The following is a 25,705-nucleotide window of genomic DNA, read 5'->3' on the forward strand; positions in this document are numbered from 1 at the left end:
CTCTACAGACGACGTTCGTTTAAGTTTATTGCTTTTTTTGTGTTGGCAAAATGGACTTTAGCAATCTTTTGTAAATATTCCTGTCCATGACGTTGGATGATCTGAGCGGCCACTTGGTCGACTTTTGCCCCTGCCCCTTTCGGAAGGGTCAATCCTGCTTGTTTACTTAGTTTATCCATCTCTTTTAAGAAAAAGGCGCGGGCTAAGATGGAAGCAGCGGCGACTGCGACGTGTAGTCCTTCCGCTTTTGTTGAAAAGTAGACGTCATCACGGACGACATCTCGCTCTGCCCGTAGATGTTGATAGTAGACCGACTTTTCGGCAAACTGATCGATCAGGATGGCGTCAGGTTTCTGTTCCAGTTTTTCAAGCAAGGCATGAAGTGCAGCGTTATGTGCGATGGCGGTCATTTTGCCTTGTGTCATCGTGCGTTGCATCTTATTATACGTCGGGTTGTGTAGTGTCGCCTTTTGATATGGAATGGTTGCGTGTAAATCTCTAGCGATTCGGATGATTTCAGGATCAGATAGTTGTTTTGAGTCTTTGACACCGAGCTCTTTGACGAGTGCGATCTGGTCACGTGATACAAAAGCGGACACGACGACGAGTGGTCCGAAATAATCCCCTTTTCCGACTTCATCGCTCCCGATGACAGACCAATTCGAAAAGCCTTCAGGTAATGTCGTCTTCGGTGGAGACGCTTGTTTTTTCTTGGCAGGGGTTCCCCATTTCACTGCCTCGGAATCTGCATTTTTACCTTGGAACATCACTTTACCCGATTGATAAATCGTGACGACAAATCCAGGGGTTTTTGCACTGAAAGTCGCGTAAGGAGGCGGGGTGACTGCATACTTGTGATACATGTTTTTGAGTTTTTCTTGATCAGCTGTTGATAGCTTGATGACTTGGTTGCCCAAAATGAGCACTTCCTTTCTGTCTGGCAAATTCATTTTACATTTTTTTATGATTTTTTGAAACCGATGATGAGGTTTTATCGTATATGAAAGTGATTAGAGTAAAGTGAGGTGAGATGGACGTGTGGTGGCGCGATGACACGAATCAAGATGAGGTAGAGGAATTGTACAAGCACATTCTCGAACTCGAAGCGAGAATTGCAAAGTTAGTGGCTCATCAAGTGAGAGTGCGTCGGCTGCTGATGCAAGATTCTTCTGAGGACGTGACGAATCAAGTGGTTCAGGTTCAAAAAGAAGTTGAATATTTTTTAAACAGGATGCGACTCGAACGTCAAGAACTCGTCGATGTATATAATCGACGGCGCATTGAACAATCGATTGGTCGAGTTCGGGAAGCGAACGATCTATCCACGTCGTCCCTATCCGAATGGGATAAGATTGAAGATCAGCTCGCCCTTGAAGTCGAGCAACTTCGACGTATGTTATTTATGGAACAGCAACGTCGACAGGAGGAGGGGTGGTAATGGAGGCAATCGATCAACTGTACTGGTGGGTGTTGATCATCGCTGGTTTTGGAACCTTCATCTATATGATGTTCTCTGATGCATTTGACATGTTTGAAGGCTGGTTTAACCCTGCAGTTATTTTATCGTTTTTAGCACTCGGTGCTGGAATCGGACTCATTTTAAACGCATTGGCGCACGTGTCACCGGTGATTGGACTTGCTGTCGCATTGGTCGGGTCGCTCGCTCTGACAACACTTCTCTATTTGTTCGTGTTGTTACCATTATCCAATGCTGAAGAGTCAATCGGATTGACAGATGAAGCGTTGGTAGGACAAGTCGGACGGTTAACAGTACCGATCCCAGAAGGCGGATACGGTGAAGTCATGATTGAGACAGTGACCGGGTCCCTTTTGAAGACAGCTCAAAGTTTAGATGGGACATCGATTTCCACTGACCATCGCGTCATTATTATTGAAGTGAAAAGTAATATCGCCATCGTCATGACATATGACGAACCTACGATTCGAGAGGAGAAATAACTTATGAATACGGCTATTTTAGTCAGCATCATCGTCGGGGTCATCATCCTCGCACTCGTGTTTGTATTCGTTTTGAAATACCGCACGGTCGGACCTGACGAAGCGTTGATTGTAACAGGTAGTTATTTAGGCAAGAAAAATGTACATAGCGACACCTCGGGTAACCGTGTCAAAATCATTCGTGGTGGAGGAACGTTCGTCCTCCCAGTGTTCCAACAAGCAGAACCACTCAGTTTACTCTCTAGCAAGCTAGAGGTCACAACGCCTGAAGTGTATACCGAACAAGGTGTACCGGTCATGGCGGACGGAACGGCCATCATTAAAATCGGCGGGTCCATCAGTGAAATTGCGACAGCCGCAGAACAGTTCCTCGGAAAACCAAAAGTTGAACGAGAAAACGAGGCAAAAGAAGTATTAGAGGGTCATTTGCGATCTATTCTTGGTTCGATGACGGTTGAAGAAATTTACAAAAACCGAGACAAGTTTTCTCAAGAAGTCCAACGCGTCGCCTCTCAAGACTTAGCGAAGATGGGACTTGTCATCGTCTCCTTCACGATCAAAGATGTTCGAGATAAAAATGGTTATTTAGAATCACTCGGTAAACCTCGTATCGCGCAAGTGAAGCGTGATGCCGATATCGCCACAGCGGAAGCGGATAAAGAAACGCGCATCAAACAGGCGGAAGCGATGAAAGATGCGAAAAAAGCAGAGTTAGAACGAGCATCAGAAATCGCAGAAGCAGAGAAAGAGAATCAGCTCCGGATTGCGGCATACCGTCGCGAGCAAGACGTTGCCAAAGCCCGGGCTGACCAAGCGTACGAGCTCGAGGAAGCACGTGCGAAACAAGAAGTTACAGAACAACAAATGCAAGTTCAAATCATCGAGCGTCAAAAGCAAATCGAGCTCGAAGAGAAAGAAATCATGCGTCGTGAGAAACAGTATGATTCAGAAGTGAAGAAAAAAGCCGATGCGGACCGTTACTCGATCGAACAATCGGCCGCTGCGGATAAAGCACGTCAAATCGCAAGCGCAGATGCCGAGAAATATCGCATCGAAGCACAAGCGAAAGCGGATGCGGAACGAGTTCGTTTGGCTGGTCTTGCTGAAGCCGATTCTGAACGTGCGAAAGGTGAAGCGGAAGCTGAAATCATCCGCTTGACGGGTCTCGCGGAAGCGGAAGCGAAAGAGAAAATCGCCGAGGCGTTCGCTCAATATGGGCAGGCAGCGATTCTCGATATGGTCGTCAAAATGCTTCCGGATTATGCGAAGGAAATTGCGGCACCACTTGGCAACATCGATCAAATCACGGTCGTCGACACAGGCGGTGGTCAAAACGGTGGAGCAGGGAAAGTGACGGGATATGCAACGGACCTTATGGCTTCATTGCAACAAACGTTGAAAGCCTCTTCGGGTATCGATATGAAAGACTTGCTCGAGAACTTTGCCGGTAAAGGGAACGTCGCGAAGGCGCCTGCACCGGAGCGAGAGTTAGCGGATACGACGGTCGCTGCATCAAAAGAATAAACGACACGAGCCATAGACATCGTCTATGGCTCTGATTTTTGTACATGATTGACTAGTATGAAATGACTTCAAATGCTTTTAGGACGGAAATAAAATAATACAATGTCGGCACGAACGTGATGAATAGACCAAACCATTTCGTTCGCGGTTTGAACTGTAAAACAAAACCGACCGTCCATAGTACAAACCAAAGCATGAAATACCAACGATATTGTGGGGTATCTGTCTCTGCTATACCAGGACCGCTCAACCAAAGTGACAATAAGAGAACAAATAATCCTGATATGACGTTCCAACTATGTCGAATGATCTTTTCTATCATTTCCTTCATCTTCCCTTCGGATTTGTCATCAAAGTCATTCATATGTGTATTCAACAATTAGAAAAAATTCCCTTTTGAAACATCTGACGTTCTCAGATATCCCGATATTTTATTCCCACAACTTTTAAAAATAATGATGGAGAACCGTGTCTTCTCTGTCGATAAAAGAGTTGTCAGACCAATAGAGAGAGGGAGTATGGAATACATGAAGAAAAGCATAATCATCAGTACAATCACAGCTTGTTCACTGTGGTTGTCTGGTTGTCAGTCGGTCATCGATGACCCGACTGCCGCTGTTGAAGAACGTCAGACGATGGGCGTCGTCCTATCGGATGTTGGTCTCGGGGACCAATCGTTCAGTGATGCGGCGATGCGTGGCATGGGGGAGTTACGTGAGACGGGCGAATGGTTCGTCGACTATCGTGAGTTATCCGAGACAGAAACATATCAGGCAGGGTTTGAAGAGTTGGTCAAAGAGGGGCACGATGTGATCGTCGGTCTCGGTTTTGCCTGTCAGGAAGATCTTGAGACGGTAGCGGCAGAACATCCGGATCAACAATTTGCCCTCATCGATGGCGTGTCAGCCTTACCGAACGTTTTAAATGTCACATTTGAAGAAGGAGAAGGCAGTGCGCTCGCGGGTGCGGTAGCCGGTCTTGAGACAGAGACGGATAAAATCGGTTTCATCGGCGGGATGGATATTGAACTCATTCAGAAGTTCGAGGCAGGATTTGAGCGCGGAGCGAAATCCGTAAACGAGGATATCGAGATGCTCGTTGATTTTTCGAACGACTTCGCCTCACCCGAGCTTGGACGCGAACTAGCGGAGAAACAAATCAAAGAGGGTGCAGACGTCCTCTATGCAGCGGCGGGCCTGACAGGAGTCGGGGTATTGGAGACTGCTGAAAAGTATGGGATTAAGGCAATCGGAGTCGATAGCGATCAATCGATGATTGCACCTGATGCGGTCGTGACTTCGATGTTGAAACAAGTCGATTTGGCGATCGTTGAAATCGCAGGTCGTGTGACAAAGCAGCCGTTCAATGATCATGTCATCCTCGGGATTGAAGAAGGTGGCGTCGGTCTAGCGCCGCTTCGTCGCATTCAGTGGGAAGAGCAAGAGACGACTCAGTATGAATCGGTCGAACGTCAACTGAAAGAGGGGACACTAAAATGAGTTTACGTAAACGGTTTATCTTCTCAACGGTGTTCACCGTCGTCTTGATCGTTCTCATGATGAGTTATGTCTTGTCGACCTTGAACCGTCTGCAGACTTACAATGAACAGTATGGGAGTCAAATGATTGAATTGTCTCAGCTCGAGACGTCACTCTTACAAGAACAGTCGCTCTGGACGTCGCTTGGCGAACAGTCGAATCAGTCTACACTCGTTCAACTTGAGCGCATCCGTGTATTGAACACGGAAACGTTCGATGAATTAAAACAGTCTTACTTGATTCCAGAGTTTTCGAATCATCTAGATCGTGCCACGATGAAGTATGAGCAGGTGAACGAGGACGTCGAGTCTGCATTAGAAGGTGGGATTGGAGCTCGGATTCAAGCTGCTAAGCTCGAAGGATTGTTAAATGATATCAACACACTGATTGCAAAGAACGGTTCATTCTACGAGGCGCTTCAAGTAGAGGCGGCAAATGAAACAGAGCGTTTATTATTCATCTCAATCTTGTTGACGATTCTCGTCGTCCTAGCGCTCGGCATTTACAACTTCTTCTTCGCGCGTTCCATCACACGCCCGCTCGAGCGCAACGTGAAAGTCGCAGAAGCCATCGCTTCAGGACGTCTTGTCACATTGCCAGAATCGACTCGCAATGATGAAATCGGACGACTAGAACGCGCAATGCGCGAGATGACGGCATCTCTGCAAACGGTCATCGGTTCGATTCGTGTGACATCGATGAAAGTGAATGGGATGACGGAAACGGCAGCAGCTGAAAATGAAGCGGTTGTCAGCACGACGTCAAACATCACGAACGCAGTGGATGAAATGGCACATGGCGCGCAGTCCATCGCTAATGAATTGCAAGAGACGCTCAGCTCGGTCCATACGATGGCAACGTCGTTCGAGACGAGCTTGAATCAAACGAAACAGACGACAGAAGAAACGACTGAGATGACACGAGAAGTGGCAGCCGGGATTGAGACGTTGACGGATCAGGAACACATCCTTGATCGCTCGAGCGAAAGAAATGAAGTCCTTGTCACGAGAATGGAACATTTTGCTAGACAAACGGCGGAGATCGAATCGATGGCGAAGCTCGTGGAAGACGTGGCGGCTCAGACGAATTTACTTGCCTTGAACGCAGCGATTGAAGCGGCTCGTGCAGGTGAAGCAGGACGTGGGTTCGCGGTCGTGGCGAGCGAGGTTAAAAAGTTGGCCGAAGAGAGCAATAAGGCAACCCGCTCGATTTTCCATGTCGTGGAGACGATTCAACAAGAAGTCGTACGATTGACAGAAACGGTGAACGAATCAAAACGCGAACAAGAAGCACAGCTTGAAGCATTCGGTTTGACGAAGGAAGCGTTCAACCGCATCCATGAACGTACAGACCATGTCGCCTCGTTCGTCCATACAATTGAGCAAGAAATGCGCACATCTAGTAGTGAAGTGAACAACGTGTTGCGTCGTGTCGAGGAAGTATCGGGCGTGACAGAAGAATTGGCAGCTGGAAATGAAGAAGTGGCGGCCTCGATGAAAGAACAACAAGCAAGCTTTGATCAAATCTTTACGTTGATGCAAGAACTAGAAGGACAGGCTGCGGCACTCGCTGACCAAGTCCAGCATTTCGAGGAAGAGTAATGATCCTCATACAGAAAGACCGAAGACCACCCATTGGTTTTCGGTTTTTTTGCTGTTTCGAATGTTGGGCCCCTTTTTCTGTTGTCGCAAGGAAATGAGCGATTATCTTTCCTATTGTATGAAGGTTGGGTACGTAGCAGGCAAGCAAACGACTCCGTTGAGAATGAATTAAGACCTGGAACGGGACAAGTGTAGTTACGCTGGATTCGGCATACTAGATATAATAGTCGAAACAGGGGGAGAATCGTCTTGGAAAAGTGGAAGCAGGTCATCATCGGTGTTGTCGTCGTCCTGTTTTTAGGTATTGGTTATTTATTTTATAGTAAAGAGCCAGAAGAACGTGTCGTCGATGAGTTTGTCGTAGAATCAGAAGAAGAAATTCCGGCTGAGACAGTAGAGCGATTAGAAATCGTCGTCTATGTCACAGGCGCGGTCGAGTCTCCGAACGTCTATACCGTACCAGAAGGTGCTAGAGTCGGGGATGTTCTCTCATTGGCCGTATTAACAGATGAAGCCGACCCGGAACAATTGAACTTGGCACAACTACTCGTGGACGGTGTAAAAATCATCGTACCGAAAAAAGGAGAAGCGCCGATTGCACAAGAGGTACCTAGCACAGAGTTAGAACCAAATGGGGTACACGTGAATAGTGCCACGAAAGACGAGTTGATGTCGGTCCCTGGCATCGGTCCTGCTAAGGCAGACGCGATTTTGAACCACCTGAAAGAGAATGGTCCCTTTAAAACATACGAGGATTTAGGTGATGTGAAAGGATTTGGGGAGAAAACATTAGAAAGTATGAAACCTTACTTATTGGTACCATGAGATGCCGTTATTTCCACTATTTGCGATCGTGATGGTGACCGGATTGACTGAAGGAATCTACCTCGTCACAATCGTTTCCGGTGTGTTATATGTCGCGTCTCGAGGCGGACAACATCTATATGCGAAACTCGGTGTCATTCTCCTCATCCTGATCGCATGGCTACATGCCAATCCGGCAGAATGGACACCGACAGACACAATCGTGTTCTCGATTGAGAGTCGTAAAGAGAACGGGAAGACGGCCCGATTATATGGGAACGTGGGGACTCATCAAGGTGTGTTGCGAGGGAGGGAGCTCTCGATTGGTAGACCTGGTGAGACGTGTCTCGTAGAAATGGAACAAGAACTGTTTCAGCCGTTACGGAACATCGGGGGATTTGACGAACAGAAATGGGCGGCTAGCGCGGACTTATCCTTTAAAGGAAAGGTCAAGCGAATCGACGAGTGCCGTCCGACAACAGGGATGGACGGTTGGATGTTGAGGTGGAAAGAGAGACGTCTCCAACAGATTGAACAACAATATCGCGCCGATGTCGCGCTATACATAGAGGCCTTATTGTTCGGTGAGAGCCGGATGCTCGACGAACAGACTTCTTTCTCATATCAAGTGACGGGTCTCCTGCATCTTCTCGTCATCTCAGGTTCGCATATCGCCATGCTGATCGTCGCGCTTCGAGCAATGTTTCGACCGATCCCGATTCGACGAGAGACGAAGACGGTATTGATTCTATTGACGATTACGGCGTTCGGATGGCTGACTGGTTTTTCACCACCGGTCGCACGAGCTGTCCTCGTGGCAGATGTGTTGCTCATCCTTTCTTTATTTGGTGTATCGGTAAGGGACCCGATTCGTCTCTTAAGTTGGTGCGCAGCTGCCATGCTTGCCTTTCAACCACACCTTCTCTCAAACTTAGGGTTTCAGTTAACGGTCGGGATGACGTTCTTCTTGTTGGTCACGAGACAGATGTGGACCGGGTTGTTGGAGTTGTCCGTGTTTGCCCAACTATTTGGATTATTCGTCCTTTGGCAAGTTCAACCGATTCTATCCGTCGCTGCACCCCTTTTCAATATGATCATGGCGTTTTGCATATCATGGGTGATGATGCCGCTCGCACTAATTGTTTGGGTCGTTCCAGAAGTTACACCAATATTCATGGTGATCTTAGATGCCATCAACGGAATGTTCTCCATGCATGATATGAATCGACCCTGGCTACCGATGCATGAACTGACATTTCCGCAGCAAATCGCTTTGTGGATTGGGATTTGGGGAAGTTTACTTCTTGTCCAACGGAAGCGATGGTTCGGATGGTGTATGGCCATAATGACGTGTATCCTCGTTGCCGGTTGGGCCGAATGGGCAGAGGCTCCACGGGTGACATTTTTAGATGTCGGTCAAGGCGATGCGATTGTTGTAGAGTCAGGAGAAACAATTGGTGTGATTGATGTCGGCGGCGTCTTTCAGGATCCCAACGAGCAAAAACGGACAGTGTATGACCCGGGAGCGGACGTTGTGGCACCGTATATATGGAAGCGGGGGGAGCGTGCACTTGATTTTGTCCTCTTGACGCATGCGGACCATGACCACATCGGTGGCTTAGAAGGATTGTTGAAGCTCGTGCATGTAAAGGAGATTTGGTTATCGAAAGAAGTGGCGAATGCAGAGAAGCGTGAGGAGATTCTTCAGTTGACGCTAAAATACGGGGCATCCGTTCGCTATCTCGAGGCAGGAGATCGACCGATGTCTTGGATATGGATTGTCGCACCGACTAAAGTGCATGAAGATGAAAATGACCATTCAATCAGCCTCTATATGAACGTAGGTGGCATGCGGTATTTATTGACAGGGGATTTGCCTATAGAAGAAGAGACTAACTTACCGACGGTTGATGTCGACGTGTTCAAGTTAGGGCATCATGGATCGAATACGTCGTCAGGGGAAGAGTTGCTCGAGCGAATCGATCCGGAATGGGTGATTGCGAGCGTCGGAGCGAACAATCGTTATGGCCATCCACATCAGGAGACGTTAGACCGGATTGTCGGACGTCGCTTGTTGCGAACCGATCTCGATGGGATGATCATCTGTGAAAAAAGAATGTGTCGGGGGATCATCGACTAGTGCGTGAGTAAATATGATACACTAAAAAACGATTGCTCCCCCGGGGCAATCGTTTGAAAACTTATAGGCTTAAGAACTTGATGATGACACCGATGAAGAAAATCGTGAAGAAAAAGCCAAATGGGACGATGAAGCCGATCGCAGAGTCGATCGCGTCATTACGTTTGCATTGAACATCATTTTCAAACGGGTTTTCACTCGGTGGGCGTACAGAGTTAATTTGCATATTAGGTCCCTCCTTATCATACTTCCTTTATAAGTATAGCGAATCATGCGAAGATAATCTATGTTTAGATGAGAATAAATTGTGAAAGTGGTGTGTGTTTTGAATGAACCGTGGTTACATAATGGTAAACTAGCGAGCGTCTATGTTCTCCATGGAACTGAAAAGTATTTATTAGAAAATTGGGAACGTGGAATCGTGAAGGCGGCCAACCCATCCGGTGATCAATTTGATGTCATGCAACTCGATCTCCAAGAGACGTCATTAGATACTGCGCTCGATGAAGCGGAAACGGTCCCTTTTTTCAGTGAATTTCGGACGGTCATCGTCAAGAATGCCCAATTTTTGACGGGAGCGAAAGAAAAGCAAAAGTATAACGTCGACCGTCTCGCCGAATATGTCGTTCAGCCCGCGACTTACTCGGTCCTCGTCCTCATTGTGGAGTCGGAAAAACTCGATGAACGTAAAAAAATCGTGAAACGGTTGAAAGAACGGGCCATCGTACTCGAAGCGAAAAAGCCAAGCCAAGCAGAATTGATGCGATATGTGAATGATACGCTTAGTCAGGAACAACAAAAAATGGAACGGGCGACCATGGAGCGACTGTTGTTCTTATGCCAGGATGACTGGGGAAAATTAGTCCGAGAATTAGAAAAACTACAGTTATATGCAGGAACAGGCGCGATGATTCCGATTGAGATCGTGAATGATTTGGTGCCACGTACGCTAGAAGATAATGTGTTTCAGCTGTCCGAGCTCCTCGTCAAACGACGCGCAGATGCGGCGCTTCGGTTAGTACGTGACTTAGAGAAGCAAGGACAAGAACTGATTGGACTTCTTGGTTTGTTAGCAAGGCAATACCGAAACATGTATCTATCAAAGCAGTTGACAGAAGCGGGGTACGGAGAAAAACAAATCGCTTCAAAAATTGGTGCTCATCCATATACCGTCAAACTAGCAACACAAGCGAGTCGTAATTTTTCAGAAGCGCAGCTCGCGCAAGCGTTGACGTTGATTGCAGATGCGGATGAAGCGATGAAAACAGGTCGTGGCGATAAACAAATCGTATTCGATACACTCGTTTGCCAACTGGCCTTATTGTGAGGTGAGAACATGGGATTGAAACAAGTATCACTACAAGATGTGATTCCACTTCGACATATTGTACTCAGACCAGGTAAAGGGATTGAGACTTGTTATTTTGAAGGGGATGAGTCGTCGACGACTCGTCATTTTGCTTGGGTCGAAAGAGAGCACGTGCAATCGGTCGCGACTGTCATGTTGTCATCAAGAGAAATTGAAGGCGAGTCGGTCCCGTATCAACTTCGGGGAATGGCGACGGACCCGGATCTAGCCGGACAAGGAATCGGGTCGCATTTCTTACAAGCGTTACATGAAGAGTTAGATAGCTCGTGGTGGTGTAACGCCCGAGAAGTGGCCGTTCGCTTCTACGAACGGAACGGTCTCGAACGAATTGGTGAACCGTTCGATATTCCTGGAATCGGTCCTCACTATGTCATGGTATACAAAAAAACAGCCGGCTCCGAGTAGGAGGCGGCTGTTTCGTTTGGTCTCTAATTAGAGAGCAGCGATACGAGCTGCGAGGCGTGATTTATCACGACCTGCTTTGTTTTTGTGGATAAGGCCTTTTGATGCAGCCTTGTCGAGCTTCTTCGTAGCGAGGACGAAAGCTTCTTGAGCAGCTTCTTTGTTTCCTTCGAGTACGAGAGCATCAACACGTTTTACTGCTGTACGCATTGCCGCTTTCTCTTGAGAGTTCGCAACACGACGTTTTTCAGAAGTTTTTGCACGTTTGATTGCTGATTTGATGTTTGCCATTGTTTGTCACCTCCTGAAACAAGAAAGTGTATGTTCTTATTACTTCAAGTAATCATTCAACAGAACAAGCACAATTGTAGCAAACGGTTATATGAAAAGCAACCACTTGATGATTATTCTGAAAACTATATGTGGTATTGTTGTAGTAGGTCGTACACATTACTTTAGGATTTTGATATAATGACACGGTATGCATGAGAAGGATAGGTGAACCCATATATGAATAAACAAGAATTAGAGAATCGTCAGAAGAAGATTCGTAACTTTTCGATTATCGCTCACATCGATCATGGAAAGTCGACACTCGCTGACCGGATTCTTGAGAAAACTGGTGCACTCACGGCTCGTGAGATGAAAGAGCAGACGCTTGACGCGATGGATTTAGAGCGTGAGCGTGGGATTACAATTAAATTGAACGCTGTTAAATTGAACTACACGGCAAAAGACGGAGAAGAGTATATTCTTCACTTGATTGACACGCCAGGACACGTCGACTTCACGTATGAAGTGTCGCGTTCGCTTGCGGCATGTGAAGGTGCAATTCTCGTCGTCGATGCGGCACAAGGAATTGAAGCGCAAACTCTTGCGAACGTTTACTTAGCACTCGATAACGACCTCGAAATCATTCCGGTCATCAATAAAATCGACTTGCCGTCAGCGGATGTCGATCGCGTGCGTCAAGAGATTGAAGACGTCATCGGTCTCGACGCGAGCGATGCGGTCCCGACTTCTGCCAAGGCAGGGATTGGAATCGAAGAGATTCTCGAGCAAATCGTCGAACTCGTACCACCTCCGACAGGTGATCCGTCAGAACCGTTACAAGCCTTGATTTTCGACTCGTACTATGATGCCTACCGTGGTGTCGTCGCATCGATTCGAATCGTCAACGGTTCGGTCAAAGTAGGAGATAAAGTTCAGATGATGGCTACCGGGAAGACGTTCGAAGTAACGGACCTCGGTGTATCGACACCGAAGCCTGTCTCGGTCAAAGAATTGAACGTCGGTGATGTAGGAACACTTTCTGCGTCAATCAAAACAGTCGGAGATGTTCGTGTCGGGGATACAATCACACTTGCGAAAAATCCTGCCACGTCTCAGCTTCCGGGTTACCGTAAAATGAACCCGATGGTGTACTGTGGATTGTATCCAATCGATGCAGCCAACTACAACGACCTTCGTGAGGCACTCGAAAAGCTTCAACTTTCTGATGCCGCGCTCGAGTTTGAACCTGAGACGTCACAAGCACTCGGATTCGGTTTCCGTTGTGGATTCCTAGGGATGCTTCACATGGAAATCATCCAAGAACGGATTGAGCGTGAGTTCGGGATCGACTTGATCACGACGGCACCATCGGTTATCTATCACGTGACGACAACTTCAGGAGAAGTCGTCCACGTTGATAACCCATCGAAGATGCCGGAACAACAAAAAGTGGAATCGATTGAAGAGCCTTATGTCAAAGCGGCCGTCATGACACCGAACGATTATGTCGGGGCCATCATGGAACTTTGCCAGAAGAAACGTGGGACGTTCATCGATATGCAGTATATCGACACGACACGCGTCAAAATCACGTATGAGATTCCATTGAGTGAAATCGTCTATGACTTCTTCGATCAATTGAAGTCGAGCACGAAAGGGTATGCGTCTCTCGATTATGAGTTGATCGGTTATCGACAATCACGTCTCGTGAAGATGGACATCTTGCTCAACAACGAAGTGGTCGATGCCCTCAGCTTCATCGTTCACCGCGACTTTGCGTATGAGCGCGGAAAAGTGATTGTCGAGAAGTTGAAAGCACTCATCCCACGGATGCAGTTCGAAGTCCCTGTACAAGCTGCCGTCGGAACAAAAATTGTCGCACGTTCGACAATCAAAGCACTTCGTAAAAACGTTTTGGCTAAATGTTATGGGGGAGACATCTCGCGTAAGCGGAAACTCCTTGAGAAACAAAAAGAAGGTAAGAAGCGCATGAAGATGGTCGGGTCTGTCGAAGTCCCGCAAGAAGCGTTCATGTCCGTTCTATCGATGGACGAAGAATAATTGGATTGAATCACCCTGATGTTCGAATCGGGTGATTTTTTTGTTTAGGCAGGAAATGGCACTTCTTTTAAGGAAGAGTACACCCTTAGACAGACAAAAGAGGAGGAAACACCGTGTCGACGTATACATACTCTGCGGGTCCCGGCATGCTACCAAAAGAAGTGATGCAAGAGATTCAACAACATCTGCTGACATTCGAATATGAAGGGGTCTCGATCATCGAAACGAGTCATCGTTCAGAGTCATTCCAACAAGTGGTCGACTCGCTCGAGGCAAGACTCAGAAGACTCATGCATATTCCTGAGAACTATGCCGTTCTTTGGTTGCAAGGTGGGGCGACACTACAATTTTCCATGATCCCGATGAATTTACGGAAACGAAATCGTTTCGCCTATGTCGATACAGGGATTTGGTCTAAAAAAGCGATGGAAGATGCCAGGCACTTCGGACAGGTCGACGTCATCCATTCGCTCATAGATGAGGCAGGTGGGATGTCATTTGAACCGAGACTCGCTCAAGATGTCGACTATCTACATGTGACGTTAAACAATACGATTGAAGGAACCCGATTCACGACTATACCCGAAACGGATGTCCCACTCATTGCGGATGCCTCTTCGAATATTCTTGCCGAGCAGATCGACGTTGAGCGCTTCGGTGTAATTTATGCGGGGGCGCAGAAAAATATTGGACCAGCAGGACTGACGGTCGTCATCATACGTCGCGACTTGATTCAGTCGATCGAGCTACCAAGTTATCTTCATTACGGGTTTCATGTCGATACATTATTCAATACGCCATCGACGTTCAGTATGTATGCGGCAGAACGTGTCCTCAAGTGGGTCGAAGATCAAGGGGGCGTCGAGGCGATGGAGCGACTGAATCGTGGAAAAAGCGATACGGTCTACTCGTTCCTTGAACATTCAAATCTATTTTCTCCTCTCGTGTCGGGAGAACGCCGTTCCTTAACGAACATCCCATTCACAACGGGTGATCAAAATCGAGACAAGGACTTTCAACAATTTGCCCTTGAACGCGGATTACTCGAACTCGGCGGTCATCGTTCCGTCGGTGGTCTAAGGGCGAGTCTTTATAACGCGATGCCAAAAGAAGGTGCTGTGCGCCTTGTCGACGTCATGAGAGCATTTGAGGAGGAGAACCATGTATCACATCAAAACATTTAACCAAATCGCTGCAGCGGGTCTGAAGCGATTTGAGCCGAATGAATATATCATCAATTCATCAGATCAAGCTGACGCCTGGGTACTCAGAAGTCATAACGTGCACGATGAAGCGATCCCACCCCATCTGCTCGCCATTGCAAGGGCAGGTGCCGGGGTCAACAATCTACCGCTGGATCAACTGGCAAAACAAGGAATCGTAGCGTTTCATACTCCTGGCGCGAATGCGAATGCGGTGAAAGAACTCGTCCTGGCCAGTATGATCCTCTCGGTCAGACCGATCGTCAAAGGATTAAACTGGGTAAATGAACAGGCGACCGAGTCACAATCTCAGTTAGAAGAAGCGATGGAGCAACAGAAACGGCAGTTCCTCGGGGCCGAGTTACGGGGGAAGAAAGTAGGAATCATCGGGCTTGGGGCCATTGGGGCTTCACTTGCCAATGACCTTCTCCAACTTGGGGTCGATGTCATCGGATATGATCCCCATCTCTCGGTCGATGCCGCTTGGAATATTTCAAAACACGTCACACGCGCCAAGCATTTGAGTGAGGTTTTAGGGTCCGTTGATCTCTTGTCGATTCATATGCCGCTGACGAAAGAGACGCGCTTCAGTATCGACCGGAGTTGGTTCGAACGGATGAAGCCTGGTATGACCGTTTTGAATTTCGCACGCGGAGAGCTCGTGAAAGATACTGATTTAGTTGAAGCATTCCATCATCACGTCGGGCTATACATCACCGATTTCCCTCGACACTCGCTCATCGGACATCCTCAAGTGATGGCATTGCCTCATCTCGGTGCCTCGACAAAGGAATCAGAAGTCAACTGTGCCATCCAAGCCGTCGAGACACTCAAATTATATCTGGAGACTGGTAACATCCGTTCGTCCGCCAACTTCCCAAATGCGGAACTTCCGTATACCGGCAAACGTCGCCTCGCGATTTTGCATCAAAATGTGCCGAACATGGTCGGACAAATTACGGGAGAGCTCGCCTCACATGGACTGAACATCGATAACATGATCAACCGTAGCCGAGGCGAGATGGCCTATACATTGATTGATTTAGACAACAACGAACATGAACCGTTATCAATTCATGCACTGTATGACATCAAGGGCGTCATTCGCGTCCGAGAATTTTAAGGAGGATCCTATGGTCGTATTTAAACCGTTCAGCCCATACATGCCCGTACACGCTAAAGAAGTTGCCGCAGATCCGTATGACGTCGTTTCTGTAGAAGAAGCGAAGGCGGTCATCGCTGAGCAACCGAACTCATTTTTGAAGGTAGATAAGCCAGAAGCTCTTCAAGCAAACCTCTCACTCGAAGACTGGGGAAAGCGTGCTCGTCAGGAGCTAGAACGTCTATACGAAGACGAGCTGACGGTTCGCCCGAGTGGATTTTACGTATATCGATTGACCCGGAACGAACGTCAGCAAACGGGCTTAGTCGCCACATTTTCAGTTGCGGACTATGAAGCCGGGCGAATCAAAATTCACGAACATACCCGTGAAACGAAGGAACGGGAACGGGTCGAACATGTCCAAGCGACGGGGGCGCATACCGGTCCGATTTTACTTAGCCACCCGCCACATGCGAGTCTGAAACAGATTTTAAACAGTGCGACGGAAGAAGAGGCACTGTTCTCGTTTACGGATGATCGTGGCGTGTTACATGAAGGATTCATGATTCCGAGCCGAGAACTTGCGCGCGTCATGATGATTGGTGCGACGATTCCGTCTATCTATATCGCGGATGGTCATCATCGCGCAAAAGCGGCAGCGGTCGTTTCTGAGATGGGTGGGGGACATTCTCAAAAGAATGAACGAACACACTTTTTAGGTGTCCTCTTCCCGAGCGACGAGTTGACGATTTTGCCATATCATCGTCTGTTGACCACTATCGCCCCTGAAGAAGTGGAACATATGTTGGAAGGACTTTCGTTCTCGTATGAAGTGACAGAAGAAGATGAACTCGTCTTACCTGAAAGTCATGGCGTGTTCGGCGCTGCGTATCGAGGAAATTATTACAAGTTATCGAAACGAAAAGATGAAACCGATCTCGATGTCGCCGTGTTACAGCGTGATATCCTTGCTCCGTACTTCAACGTCGAAGATATTCGTACGGATGCCAGAGTCGATTTTGTTGGAGGGAACCGGTCAATCGAAGAATTGCAACAACTCGCGCAAGTCCCTGACCAATTACTGTTTACGTGCCATGAAACGACGATGCCACAGTTGATGCGAGTAGCTGATGGGGGTGGGCAAATGCCACCGAAATCGACATGGTTCGAACCAAAGTTAAAGAGCGGTCTGTTTATTCATCGGTTCGATTGATGGCGCAGGCTGGAAAGAACGGACGAAAAGCGTTATAAATGGAATGAGAAGAAAGGGGTGGCCGAAATTGGCTAAAGCCGTATATCTTCACATTCCATTTTGTGAACATATTTGTTATTACTGTGATTTCAACAAGGTGTTTTTAAAAAACCAACCTGTTGATGAATATTTAGATGCATTAGAACGAGAGATGGTATTGACGCTCGAAGCGTTTCAGACAGAACGGATTGAGACCATCTTTATTGGAGGGGGCACACCGACGGCGCTCAATGAAGCGCAGATGGGTCGCCTGATGGACATGGTCCGTCGACACCTCCTCCCGCTCGCTTCAGACGACCTAGAGTATTCTGTCGAAGCGAACCCGAACTTTGTAAGTACGGAAAAACTCGACACGATGAAAGCCGGCGGCGTCAATCGACTCAGCTTCGGTGTCCAAACATTCGACGATGGTGGGCTCGAACGGATCGGAAGAACGCATCGCGCTGACGACGTATTTGAAACGGTGAATGAAGCGGCGAAGCGCTTTGATAATATCTCGATTGACCTCATGTTCGGGCTACCAGAACAGACGCTCGAGCAGATTGACCGAGACTTGAAGCTAGCGCTCGAGCTGCCGATTCAACACGTCTCATCCTATTCCTTAATTCTTGAGCCGCATACCGTGTTTGCGATTCAAGACCGAAAAGGTAAGCTCCGTTTACCGGGAGAGGATGTCGAGGTCGAGATGTATCTCAAAGTGATGGAGACACTTGAACGACATGGACTGAAGCAATACGAAATCTCGAACTATGGGTTGCCGGGTCGAGAAAGTCGTCACAACCAAGTGTACTGGCGGAACGAAGAGTATTATGGATTCGGGGCAGGTGCGCACAGCTATTTAAATGGCACACGTCGTGCAAATATCGCACCGATCCCTCACTATATTAAAGCGGAAGGTATCCCGGTGAAACGGGTGACTGAGCTCGAAGAAGTAGAAAAAATGGAAGAAGAGCTGTTCCTCGGATTACGCATGCGTTCAGGGGTCTCCCTTCAGACATTTGAACAGAAGTATGGCGTGGCACTCGATCATGTGTTCGGTCACGTCATCGACGATTTGGTGAAGAAGTCGTTGATTGAACGGACAGACTCCCATATCCGATTGACGGCGTCTGGTCTACCACTCGCGAACGAAGCGTTCGCGGCATTTATCGGAGAGGCAAAACTCGAGCATACCAAGTCATGAAAAATGGACAAGTCCCTTATTTGGGATTTGTCCATTTTTTAGCATTATAAGACGAGATCACGATAGAGCGGCGTGAGCCGAGCGAACGTGTCTTCGACCAAAGCGAGAAAAGCGTCTTCGTTTTGAAGAATCGATGCATCGGCAGGCAGTTGTCGTCCGATTAAGAAATCAGCCTTTTTGACAGTGCCGAAGCGCTCGAGCAACGCCTGGATGTCTTCGTTTGATGTCTCTTCAATTAGGAACGCATCTTTTTTCATATGGTCGCCCGCAATATGGAAATCAGTAAACGTTGATTTAAAATCGATTTGTTGCAAATGTTTCGCGATTGCATCTTTGTTCGGCATCTCATAGATGAATGCGAGCCAGATGAAAACGTGGTCGTCGAAAAGCCCGACTTGTAAGTGTGGATGTTTTTTATACCCACGCTTATCGTGACAGATGGCCATCCATGTGTCTTTCGGAGGGTTTACCGTGCGGCGTGCATGTTTTGCGACATGCAGGTAGAGAGGGATTCCGACATCTGCCTCGAGCTGTGGGCCGACCTCGTCATAAATCCGATGAAAGAGCGGTTGAATATCCGAACGGATGCCAGACATGCGTTCGTCGAGTCCGTCCTGTTTGAATACGTTAAATTGTTTTGTTGTAAACATTTCATCACCTCACGTTCTATCATAACGAAACGCTGCTTCTTTTTCAGGTTTGCCGTCTGCAAAAAAGGTGAAAAAATCCGAGTGTATGAATTGACAAATAGTGAGAACATGATAATATTTGAAGTGTGATTAGCACTCGTTAAATATGAGTGCTAATAAAGCGAGGTAACTTTTTCAGAGAGGAGTGATGTTGTGCTGACAGATCGACAATTGCTCATTCTTCGAGCCATCATTGACGATTATATTCAGACGGCTCAACCGGTCGGTTCGCGTACGTTATCGAAACGAGACGATTTGACGTTTAGTTCGGCAACGATTCGGAACGATATGGCCGATTTGGAAGACATGGGGTTGATTGAAAAACCACATACTTCCGCGGGTCGAATCCCGTCAGAGGTCGGATACCGATATTACGTAGACCATCTCGTCGAGAAGCAAATCATCGACGAGCGGGAAACGGGTCGCTTAGAAGAGCGTTTAAAGCAATCTTCAAAAGAGTCTGAGATCCTGATTCGACAAGCTGCAGATCTCCTTTCTGATTTGACCAATTATACGACGGTCGCCCTCGGTCCCAATAGCCAATCCGAAAGATTGGCACGTGTGGACTTTATGCCATTAGATGAGCGACGAGGTGTCGTTCTCATCGTCACGGATCAAGGTCATGTCGAGCATCGTACGGTCATGTTCGAATCTCGTGTAGCTCCTGAAGTCATCGAGGAGACGATTCGATTGTTAAATGATCGTCTCGTCGGAACAGCGATCGGACAACTTAAAGTCCGGATCGGAGAAGAGGTTGCAAAATTGCAACTCGCGCAGCGACAGCAATATGAAAATATGATGCAACTGATTCAATCGACGGTTGGCATTCAAACGCCGTCTTCGCTTTATCTCGGGGGCAAGAAGAATATCTTCAACCAACCTGAGTTTCAGACGTTAGACACGCTCAGACCGTTCCTAGAATGGATTGATGAGCAAGAACGATTGACGCACTGGCTCGAATCGTTGCCAAATCGCGAGATTTATGTGAGCATTGGGAGCGAGAACGGAATTGTCGCCCTTCAAAATTGTAGTGTCATCACTTCGGATTATACACTAGATGGAAAAACGTTCGGAACGATTGCCATGATTGGTCCGACTCGAATGAATTACCGTCACGGTGTCCAAATGATGGGACAAATTATCGAAGCGTTGCGACGAACGAAACTAGATGAGTGACGGAAAGGAGTTTTACTATGACAGCAGATCATCAAAACGGGCATGAACAAGAAGACGTGCTTGAAGAAAAATCTGTAGACTCGGCACAGACAGAAGAGAACGAGTCAACCGAATCAAATGAAGATGAGGTTTTAAATGCTGAGATTGTGGAAGAAAGTTCTGAGGGGACGGACTTACAAAAAGAAATCGAAGCGTTGAAAGCGAGCGAACTTCGCATTCGTGCCGACTTTGACAACTTCCGTCGTCGGACGAATGAAGAGAATGCAAAACGCGTCAAGTTTGCTTCACAGTCTGTCATTGAAAAATTGATTCCGCTCATTGATAACTTTGAGCGTGCACTTCAAGTGCAAGCAACTTCAGAGGATGCAAAGCAAATTCAATCAGGCGTCGACATGATTCATCGTCAACTGCTTGACGTATTGAATGCTGAGCAAGTCGAAGTAATTGAAGCAGTCGGACAGCCGTTCGACCCGAATTTCCATCAAGCAGTCATGCAAGAACCGAGCGACGAGTTCGAATCGGGCATCGTGACGATGGAGCTTCAAAAAGGATATACGATGCATGGTCGAGTCATTCGTCCAAGCATGGTAAAAGTTGCAGAATAATACTACTTAACGAGACGGAGGAATAAACGATGGGTAAAATTATCGGTATTGACTTAGGGACTACAAACTCATGTGTGGCAGTAATGGAAGGTGGCGAAGCAGTCGTCATCTCAAACGCAGAAGGTAACCGTACGACTCCTTCGGTTGTTGCATTCAAAGGAGAAGAGCGTCAAGTAGGTGAGGTCGCAAAACGTCAGGCCATCACGAACCCGAACACGATCCAATCAATCAAACGTCACATGGGAACGTCGCATACAGTTGACGTAGACGGTAAGAAATTCACACCACAAGAAATCTCGGCAATCATTTTGCAGAAGTTGAAGAAAGATGCTGAAGACTACCTCGGTGAAACAGTCACGGAAGCAGTCATCACAGTTCCTGCATACTTCAACGACGCTGAGCGTCAAGCGACTAAAGATGCTGGTAAAATCGCTGGTCTTGATGTCAAACGAATCATCAACGAGCCAACAGCTGCGGCACTCGCTTACGGTTTAGATAAAGGTGAAGACCACACGATTTTGATCTATGACCTTGGTGGTGGTACATTCGACGTTTCAATCCTTGAGCTTGGTGATGGCGTATTCGAAGTTGTCGCTACAGCTGGTGACAACCGTCTCGGTGGAGATGACTTCGACCAAAAAATCATCGACTACCTCGTTGCAGAATTCAAAAAAGAGAACGGCATCGACCTCGGGAAAGACAAGATGGCACTTCAACGTTTGAAAGATGCGGCTGAAAAAGCGAAGAAAGACCTTTCAGGCGTCACAAGCGCACACATCAGCCTTCCGTTCATCACAGCAGGTGAAGCAGGTCCACTCCACTTGGAGATGACACTCACGCGTGCGAAGTTTGAAGAATTGACGGCTGACCTTGTCGAACGCACAATGGAACCAACTCGTCGTGCCTTGAAAGATGCAGGACTTACACCATCTGACCTCGATAAGATCATTCTCGTCGGTGGTTCGACACGTATCCCTGCCGTCCAAAAAGCAATCCACGACTTCACGAAGAAAGAGCCATTCAAAGGGGTAAACCCGGATGAAGTTGTTGCACTCGGTGCAGCAATCCAAGGTGGAGTTCTCGCTGGAGACGTAAAAGACGTCGTCCTTCTCGACGTTACTCCACTCTCACTCGGTATCGAGACAATGGGTGGCGTGATGACGAAACTGATCGATCGCAACACGACGATCCCGACATCGAAATCACAAGTGTTCTCAACTGCTGCAGATAACCAGCCTGCTGTTGACATCCACGTCCTTCAAGGGGAACGCCCGATGGCACCAGACAACAAGACACTTGGTCGCTTCCAATTGACTGACATTCCGCCTGCACCACGTGGAGTGCCACAAATCGAAGTTAAATTCGATATCGATGCAAACGGAATTGTTCACGTATCAGCGAAAGATCTTGGTACGAACAAAGAACAATCGATCACAATCCAATCTTCTTCAGGTATCGATGAGGCAGAAATCGAGCGTATGGTGAAAGAAGCTGAAGCGAACGCAGACGCAGATAACAAACGTAAAGAAGAAGCGGAACTTCGCAACGAAACAGACCAACTCGTCTTCGCGACAGACAAGGCAATCAAAGACCTTGGTGAGCAAGTGGAAGAGGCGGACAAAGAAAAAGCAGAAGCTGCGAAAGAAAAAGCGAAAACTGCTCTCGAAGGTTCAGACCTTGAGGCGATCCGTACAGCCAAAGACGAATTGTCAGCTGTCGTTCAAGAGTTGACGCAAAAAGTATATGCTAAAATGGCTGAACAGCAAGGTGCTGAAGGCGCAGAACCACAAACAGAAGCGAAACAGGACGATGATGTCGTGGACGCAGAGTTTGAGGATCTCGACGACCGTAAATAAACAGCCGTTGTAAAGGAGAGCGCCAAAGCAGGTTTCTGCTTTGGCTCTTTCCATGTTAAGGTAGAATCGGTAAAATCGATACGTAGATTGTAAGGATAGGAGCGAGAATAGTGGCGAAACGAGATTATTATGAAGTGCTCGGGCTCGATAAGTCGGCCTCGGCACAAGAAATCAAGCGGGCATACCGGAAATTGGCCCGTCAATATCACCCGGACATCAACCAAGAGGCAGATGCGGCGGATAAGTTCAAAGAGATTGGTGAAGCCTACGAAGTGCTTTCTGACGAACAAAAACGTGCCCAGTATGACCGATTCGGTTTTGAGGGAGCGAACCAGTTCGGAGGCGGCGGTGACTTCCAAGGTGGATTCGGTGATATCTTTGACATGTTCTTCGGTGGCGGCGGACGCCGTCAAGACCCGAACGCACCGCGTCGTGGGGAAGATTATCAATATGTAGTCGACCTTGACTTTATGGAGAGTGTGACAGGCAAGACGGAAACAATCGAGCTCGAAATTGAAGTCGAGTGTGACACGTGCATGGGGAATGGTGCGAAACCCGGAACAAAACCAGAAACATGTAACCAGTGTGGCGGCAGTGGCGTCGAGACGGTTGAGCAAAACACAATTCTCGGTCGTATGGTCAACCAACGTCCTTGTAGCAAGTGTCACGGTAGCGGTAAGACGATCAAAGAAAAATGTCCGACTTGTCACGGCTCAGGTCATGTGAAGAAGAAACAGACCGTCGAAGTGAAAATCCCAGCCGGTATCGATAACGGGCAACAGATCCGTCTATCTGGAAAAGGCGGTCCTGGCGTGAACGGAGGACCAGCCGGAGACTTATACGTCGTCGTCCGCGTGAAAGCTCATGAGATCTTTGAACGTGTCGACCAACACATTGCGATGGAAATGCCGGTCACGTTCGCTCAAGCGGCACTCGGTGCAGAAATCGAAGTTCCGACGGTTCACGGGAACGTGAGTTTGAAAGTGCCAGCCGGAACACAAACTGGCTCGAAGTTCCGTTTACGCGGAAAAGGGATGCCAAGTGTTCGTGGTGGCGCGAATGGCGACCAGTACGTGAGCGTCATTGTCATGACACCGAAAAATATGACAGACCGCCAAAAAGAATTGCTTCGCGAATTCGAAGAAATCAGTGGCGAATCGGGTGTCGAAGAGGAACACGGCATGTTCCAAAAAATGAAAAAGTTCTTTAGTCACTAAAAGGAGTGTGTACAAACGATGAAATGGTCTGAAATTTGTGTCCACACGACACAGCTTGCGGTGGAAGCCGTATCGAACTTATTACACGAAGTGGGGGCACAAGGTGTCGTCATCGAGGACGTCGAAGACTTCGACCGAATGATGGCGGAAGACCATTTCGGAGAGATTTGGGACGTTTCGGATCGTGAAACGTATCCGACTTCTGGAGTACACGTCAAAGCGTACGTGCCGGCTTCAGGTGATTTCCAAGATGTGCTCGCAAACTTGAAAAAAGAAATCGAGCGACTCCGGAACATGCTTGATATCGGATCAGGCGAGGTCACGGTCGCAGAGATTGATGAGGAAGATTGGGCGCATTCTTGGAAGCAGTATTACAAGCCGGTCAAAATCTCACAACAGCTGACGATTGTCCCTTTGTGGGAAGAGTACACACCACAACCGGAAGAGAATGTCATCTTGCTTGACCCGGGCATGGCGTTCGGTACAGGTACACACCCAACGACGATGCTCTGTATTCAAGCGATTGAGAACTACATCCAGGAAGGTGACCGCGTCATTGATGTCGGTACAGGATCGGGCGTATTGTCGATCGCCGCTGCGAAACTTGGAGCGACGAGCGTAAAAGCGCTAGACTTGGATTCGGTTGCTGTTGAAGCTGCTCGTCAAAACGTAGAGACGAATGGTGTTGAATCACTTGTTCAAGTGGATACGGGAGATTTATTAAAAGGTGTAGATGGAGAATATGACTTAGTCGTGGCAAACATCCTTGCCGATGTCATTCTTCTCTTCATCGAAGACGCATATGCTCGTACAAAAACAGGTGGTCGCTTCATCACATCCGGGATCATTGGAGAGAAACGAGCGGAAGTCACGAACGCTCTAATGGCTGCAGGCTTTGAAATTGAAGAGACACGTGTGATGGAAGACTGGGTCGCGATCATCGCCAAGAAGGGGTAAGCTATGCAACGTTATTTTCTGACACCAGAAGCTTTCACAGGCGACGTTGTGACACTTCCTTCAGATGTCGCTCATCATATCGGAACGGTCCTGCGACAAGGGGCGGGATATGAAATGGTTCTTCTCGACGGGACGGGCAATGAGTACGCATGTGTCGTGACGTCGCTTGAGAAGAAAAGTGGAGTGGCTAAAGTATTGTCGACTCGTCAATCAGAGACCGAACTGCCGATTGACGTGACGCTCGCTTATGCGTTGCCAAAAGGAGACAAGGTCGAACTTGTCGCTCAAAAAGCGACCGAGCTCGGCGTTCATCATCTTCTATTGTTCGAATCTTCCCGATCAATCGCCAAATGGGACTCGAAAAAAGTGCCGAAAAAAGTAGAACGTATTCAAAAAATCATGCAAGAGGCGGCTGAGCAATCGTATAGGGCCGTCGTCCCGTCATGTACGTTCCTCACTTCGAAGCAACTGTCACAGCAATTCGAACAATACGACGAAGTCATCATCGCATATGAAGAATCGGCGAAAGAAGGCGAACAGTCGGCACTTGCCAACACATTGAATCGACTTCAATCAAAACAACGTCTCCTCGTCATCACGGGACCGGAAGGTGGATTTGACACAGCAGAAGTCACGCAATGGATAGAGTCGGGTGCGATCGCTTGCGCGTTCGGACCTCGTATCCTTCGTTCGGAGACGGCTCCTCTTTATGCGCTGTCTGCCATCTCATACGCGCTTGAATTGGCGAAAGGATAAGAAAACGGCTGACCCTTGTGGGCAGCCGTTTTTTCGTGA

At 47.8% G+C, this 25,705-nt stretch carries 25 protein-coding genes; 20 read left to right on the plus strand and 5 right to left on the minus strand.

Annotated elements, in window-relative coordinates:
- Positions 1-2: 2 nt before the first annotated feature.
- Complete coding sequence (gene rnhC, locus ACQKD4_RS04590; RefSeq protein WP_427372582.1) at positions 3-917, minus strand: ribonuclease HIII; 915 nt, start codon at positions 915-917, stop codon at positions 3-5.
- Positions 918-1,030: 113 nt separating this feature from the next.
- Between rnhC and ACQKD4_RS04595 the strand changes: the two genes are divergently transcribed.
- The 3 genes from ACQKD4_RS04595 to ACQKD4_RS04605 are packed head-to-tail and all read left to right on the plus strand — an operon-like array spanning position 1,031 to position 3,483.
- The gene (locus tag ACQKD4_RS04595) at positions 1,031-1,438 is read left to right on the plus strand and encodes a hypothetical protein (protein ID WP_427372583.1); all 408 of its coding nucleotides are present in this window, start codon (positions 1,031-1,033) and stop codon (positions 1,436-1,438) included.
- Positions 1,438-1,959, plus strand: a complete 522-nt coding sequence (locus ACQKD4_RS04600) for an NfeD family protein (protein WP_074033399.1) — start codon at positions 1,438-1,440, stop codon at positions 1,957-1,959. The genes ACQKD4_RS04595 and ACQKD4_RS04600 overlap by 1 nt, the downstream gene beginning before the upstream one ends.
- Positions 1,960-1,962: 3 nt before the next feature.
- On the plus strand, positions 1,963-3,483 hold the full coding sequence (locus tag ACQKD4_RS04605) for a flotillin family protein (protein WP_214693180.1): 1,521 nt from the start codon (positions 1,963-1,965) through the stop codon (positions 3,481-3,483).
- 52 nt (positions 3,484-3,535) lie between these two features.
- Here the strand turns inward: ACQKD4_RS04605 and ACQKD4_RS04610 are convergent, their stop codons facing one another.
- Positions 3,536-3,805 (minus strand): hypothetical protein, encoded by a 270-nt coding sequence (locus tag ACQKD4_RS04610; RefSeq protein ID WP_427372584.1) that lies wholly within the window; start codon positions 3,803-3,805, stop codon positions 3,536-3,538.
- Between the two features lie 205 nt (positions 3,806-4,010).
- On the opposite strand from ACQKD4_RS04610, the gene ACQKD4_RS04615 reads away from it, so the two are divergent.
- From ACQKD4_RS04615 to ACQKD4_RS04630, 4 genes are all read left to right on the plus strand, one after another.
- Complete coding sequence (locus ACQKD4_RS04615) at positions 4,011-4,982, plus strand: BMP family lipoprotein (RefSeq protein WP_427372585.1); 972 nt, start codon at positions 4,011-4,013, stop codon at positions 4,980-4,982.
- Positions 4,979-6,622, plus strand: a complete 1,644-nt coding sequence (locus ACQKD4_RS04620; protein ID WP_427372586.1) for a methyl-accepting chemotaxis protein — start codon at positions 4,979-4,981, stop codon at positions 6,620-6,622. Before ACQKD4_RS04615 ends, ACQKD4_RS04620 begins: the two co-directional genes overlap by 4 nt.
- Before the next feature lie 249 nt (positions 6,623-6,871).
- A complete protein-coding gene (locus ACQKD4_RS04625; protein ID WP_427372587.1) occupies positions 6,872-7,447 on the plus strand; it encodes a helix-hairpin-helix domain-containing protein in 576 nt (191 codons plus the stop codon).
- 1 nt (position 7,448) lies between these two features.
- Positions 7,449-9,566, plus strand: a complete 2,118-nt coding sequence (locus tag ACQKD4_RS04630) for a DNA internalization-related competence protein ComEC/Rec2 (RefSeq protein WP_427372588.1) — start codon at positions 7,449-7,451, stop codon at positions 9,564-9,566.
- A gap of 61 nt (positions 9,567-9,627) precedes the next feature.
- Here the strand turns inward: ACQKD4_RS04630 and ACQKD4_RS04635 are convergent, their stop codons facing one another.
- Positions 9,628-9,792: a YqzM family protein gene (locus ACQKD4_RS04635; RefSeq protein ID WP_012726678.1), complete on the minus strand. Its 165-nt coding sequence runs from the start codon at positions 9,790-9,792 to the stop codon at positions 9,628-9,630.
- Positions 9,793-9,882: 90 nt separating this feature from the next.
- Here ACQKD4_RS04635 and holA point away from each other — a divergent pair, with 90 nt between their 5' ends.
- Positions 9,883-10,893, plus strand: coding sequence for a DNA polymerase III subunit delta (gene holA / locus ACQKD4_RS04640; protein WP_427373267.1), 1,011 nt, complete (start codon positions 9,883-9,885; stop codon positions 10,891-10,893).
- 9 nt (positions 10,894-10,902) lie between these two features.
- A complete protein-coding gene (locus tag ACQKD4_RS04645; protein ID WP_427372589.1) occupies positions 10,903-11,340 on the plus strand; it encodes a GNAT family N-acetyltransferase in 438 nt (145 codons plus the stop codon).
- A gap of 27 nt (positions 11,341-11,367) precedes the next feature.
- Here ACQKD4_RS04645 and rpsT read toward each other — a convergent pair whose 3' ends face one another.
- Entirely contained in the window at positions 11,368-11,628 is a 261-nt protein-coding gene (gene rpsT, locus ACQKD4_RS04650) for a 30S ribosomal protein S20 (RefSeq protein WP_012726675.1), read from the minus strand.
- 219 nt (positions 11,629-11,847) lie between these two features.
- Between rpsT and lepA the strand changes: the two genes are divergently transcribed.
- From lepA to hemW, 5 genes are all read left to right on the plus strand, one after another.
- Entirely contained in the window at positions 11,848-13,671 is a 1,824-nt protein-coding gene (gene lepA / locus ACQKD4_RS04655; protein WP_214693159.1) for a translation elongation factor 4, read from the plus strand.
- A 113-nt stretch (positions 13,672-13,784) separates the two neighbouring features.
- Positions 13,785-14,855, plus strand: coding sequence for a 3-phosphoserine/phosphohydroxythreonine transaminase (serC, locus tag ACQKD4_RS04660; RefSeq protein WP_427372590.1), 1,071 nt, complete (start codon positions 13,785-13,787; stop codon positions 14,853-14,855).
- Positions 14,833-15,996, plus strand: coding sequence for a phosphoglycerate dehydrogenase (locus ACQKD4_RS04665; RefSeq protein ID WP_427372591.1), 1,164 nt, complete (start codon positions 14,833-14,835; stop codon positions 15,994-15,996). The genes serC and ACQKD4_RS04665 overlap by 23 nt, the downstream gene beginning before the upstream one ends.
- A gap of 10 nt (positions 15,997-16,006) precedes the next feature.
- Positions 16,007-17,188: a DUF1015 domain-containing protein gene (locus ACQKD4_RS04670; protein WP_427372592.1), complete on the plus strand. Its 1,182-nt coding sequence runs from the start codon at positions 16,007-16,009 to the stop codon at positions 17,186-17,188.
- 43 nt (positions 17,189-17,231) lie between these two features.
- Positions 17,232-18,410, plus strand: coding sequence for a radical SAM family heme chaperone HemW (gene hemW, locus ACQKD4_RS04675; RefSeq protein ID WP_427372593.1), 1,179 nt, complete (start codon positions 17,232-17,234; stop codon positions 18,408-18,410).
- Positions 18,411-18,454: 44 nt separating this feature from the next.
- On the opposite strand, the gene ACQKD4_RS04680 is transcribed toward hemW, so the two are convergent.
- A complete protein-coding gene (locus ACQKD4_RS04680; protein ID WP_427372594.1) occupies positions 18,455-19,060 on the minus strand; it encodes a DUF1054 domain-containing protein in 606 nt (201 codons plus the stop codon).
- A gap of 192 nt (positions 19,061-19,252) precedes the next feature.
- On the opposite strand from ACQKD4_RS04680, the gene hrcA reads away from it, so the two are divergent.
- The 6 genes from hrcA to ACQKD4_RS04710 all read left to right on the plus strand — a co-directional run bounded on the left by hrcA (position 19,253) and on the right by ACQKD4_RS04710 (position 25,666).
- Positions 19,253-20,275: a heat-inducible transcriptional repressor HrcA gene (gene hrcA, locus ACQKD4_RS04685; RefSeq protein ID WP_074033386.1), complete on the plus strand. Its 1,023-nt coding sequence runs from the start codon at positions 19,253-19,255 to the stop codon at positions 20,273-20,275.
- Positions 20,276-20,292: 17 nt separating this feature from the next.
- Positions 20,293-20,880, plus strand: coding sequence for a nucleotide exchange factor GrpE (gene grpE / locus ACQKD4_RS04690; protein WP_074033385.1), 588 nt, complete (start codon positions 20,293-20,295; stop codon positions 20,878-20,880).
- A gap of 29 nt (positions 20,881-20,909) precedes the next feature.
- On the plus strand, positions 20,910-22,736 hold the full coding sequence (gene dnaK / locus ACQKD4_RS04695; protein WP_427372595.1) for a molecular chaperone DnaK: 1,827 nt from the start codon (positions 20,910-20,912) through the stop codon (positions 22,734-22,736).
- 110 nt (positions 22,737-22,846) lie between these two features.
- A complete protein-coding gene (gene dnaJ, locus ACQKD4_RS04700) occupies positions 22,847-23,953 on the plus strand; it encodes a molecular chaperone DnaJ (protein ID WP_214693130.1) in 1,107 nt (368 codons plus the stop codon).
- An 18-nt stretch (positions 23,954-23,971) separates the two neighbouring features.
- Positions 23,972-24,910, plus strand: a complete 939-nt coding sequence (prmA, locus tag ACQKD4_RS04705) for a 50S ribosomal protein L11 methyltransferase (RefSeq protein ID WP_214820312.1) — start codon at positions 23,972-23,974, stop codon at positions 24,908-24,910.
- A 3-nt stretch (positions 24,911-24,913) separates the two neighbouring features.
- Positions 24,914-25,666, plus strand: a complete 753-nt coding sequence (locus ACQKD4_RS04710) for a 16S rRNA (uracil(1498)-N(3))-methyltransferase (RefSeq protein WP_427372596.1) — start codon at positions 24,914-24,916, stop codon at positions 25,664-25,666.
- Positions 25,667-25,705 lie beyond the last annotated feature (39 nt).

This window comes from Exiguobacterium sp. NPDC077395 (assembly GCF_050269125.1).
In the GTDB taxonomy this organism is placed as follows: Bacteria; Bacillota; Bacilli; order Exiguobacteriales; family Exiguobacteriaceae; genus Exiguobacterium; species Exiguobacterium aestuarii_A.

Coding starts and splice junctions, on each gene's coding strand:
- ACQKD4_RS04595 (WP_427372583.1), top strand. CDS start 1,031: ATGGACGTGTGGTGGCGCGATGACACGAATCAAGATGAGGTAGAGGAA.
- ACQKD4_RS04600 (WP_074033399.1), top strand. CDS start 1,438: ATGGAGGCAATCGATCAACTGTACTGGTGGGTGTTGATCATCGCTGGT.
- ACQKD4_RS04605 (WP_214693180.1), top strand. CDS start 1,963: ATGAATACGGCTATTTTAGTCAGCATCATCGTCGGGGTCATCATCCTC.
- ACQKD4_RS04610 (WP_427372584.1), bottom strand. CDS start 3,805: ATGATAGAAAAGATCATTCGACATAGTTGGAACGTCATATCAGGATTA.
- ACQKD4_RS04615 (WP_427372585.1), top strand. CDS start 4,011: ATGAAGAAAAGCATAATCATCAGTACAATCACAGCTTGTTCACTGTGG.
- ACQKD4_RS04620 (WP_427372586.1), top strand. CDS start 4,979: ATGAGTTTACGTAAACGGTTTATCTTCTCAACGGTGTTCACCGTCGTC.
- ACQKD4_RS04630 (WP_427372588.1), top strand. CDS start 7,449: ATGCCGTTATTTCCACTATTTGCGATCGTGATGGTGACCGGATTGACT.
- ACQKD4_RS04635 (WP_012726678.1), bottom strand. CDS start 9,792: ATGCAAATTAACTCTGTACGCCCACCGAGTGAAAACCCGTTTGAAAAT.
- ACQKD4_RS04645 (WP_427372589.1), top strand. CDS start 10,903: ATGGGATTGAAACAAGTATCACTACAAGATGTGATTCCACTTCGACAT.
- rpsT (WP_012726675.1), bottom strand. CDS start 11,628: ATGGCAAACATCAAATCAGCAATCAAACGTGCAAAAACTTCTGAAAAA.
- lepA (WP_214693159.1), top strand. CDS start 11,848: ATGAATAAACAAGAATTAGAGAATCGTCAGAAGAAGATTCGTAACTTT.
- ACQKD4_RS04665 (WP_427372591.1), top strand. CDS start 14,833: ATGTATCACATCAAAACATTTAACCAAATCGCTGCAGCGGGTCTGAAG.
- ACQKD4_RS04670 (WP_427372592.1), top strand. CDS start 16,007: ATGGTCGTATTTAAACCGTTCAGCCCATACATGCCCGTACACGCTAAA.
- hemW (WP_427372593.1), top strand. CDS start 17,232: ATGAGAAGAAAGGGGTGGCCGAAATTGGCTAAAGCCGTATATCTTCAC.
- ACQKD4_RS04680 (WP_427372594.1), bottom strand. CDS start 19,060: ATGTTTACAACAAAACAATTTAACGTATTCAAACAGGACGGACTCGAC.
- grpE (WP_074033385.1), top strand. CDS start 20,293: ATGACAGCAGATCATCAAAACGGGCATGAACAAGAAGACGTGCTTGAA.
- dnaK (WP_427372595.1), top strand. CDS start 20,910: ATGGGTAAAATTATCGGTATTGACTTAGGGACTACAAACTCATGTGTG.
- prmA (WP_214820312.1), top strand. CDS start 23,972: ATGAAATGGTCTGAAATTTGTGTCCACACGACACAGCTTGCGGTGGAA.
- ACQKD4_RS04710 (WP_427372596.1), top strand. CDS start 24,914: ATGCAACGTTATTTTCTGACACCAGAAGCTTTCACAGGCGACGTTGTG.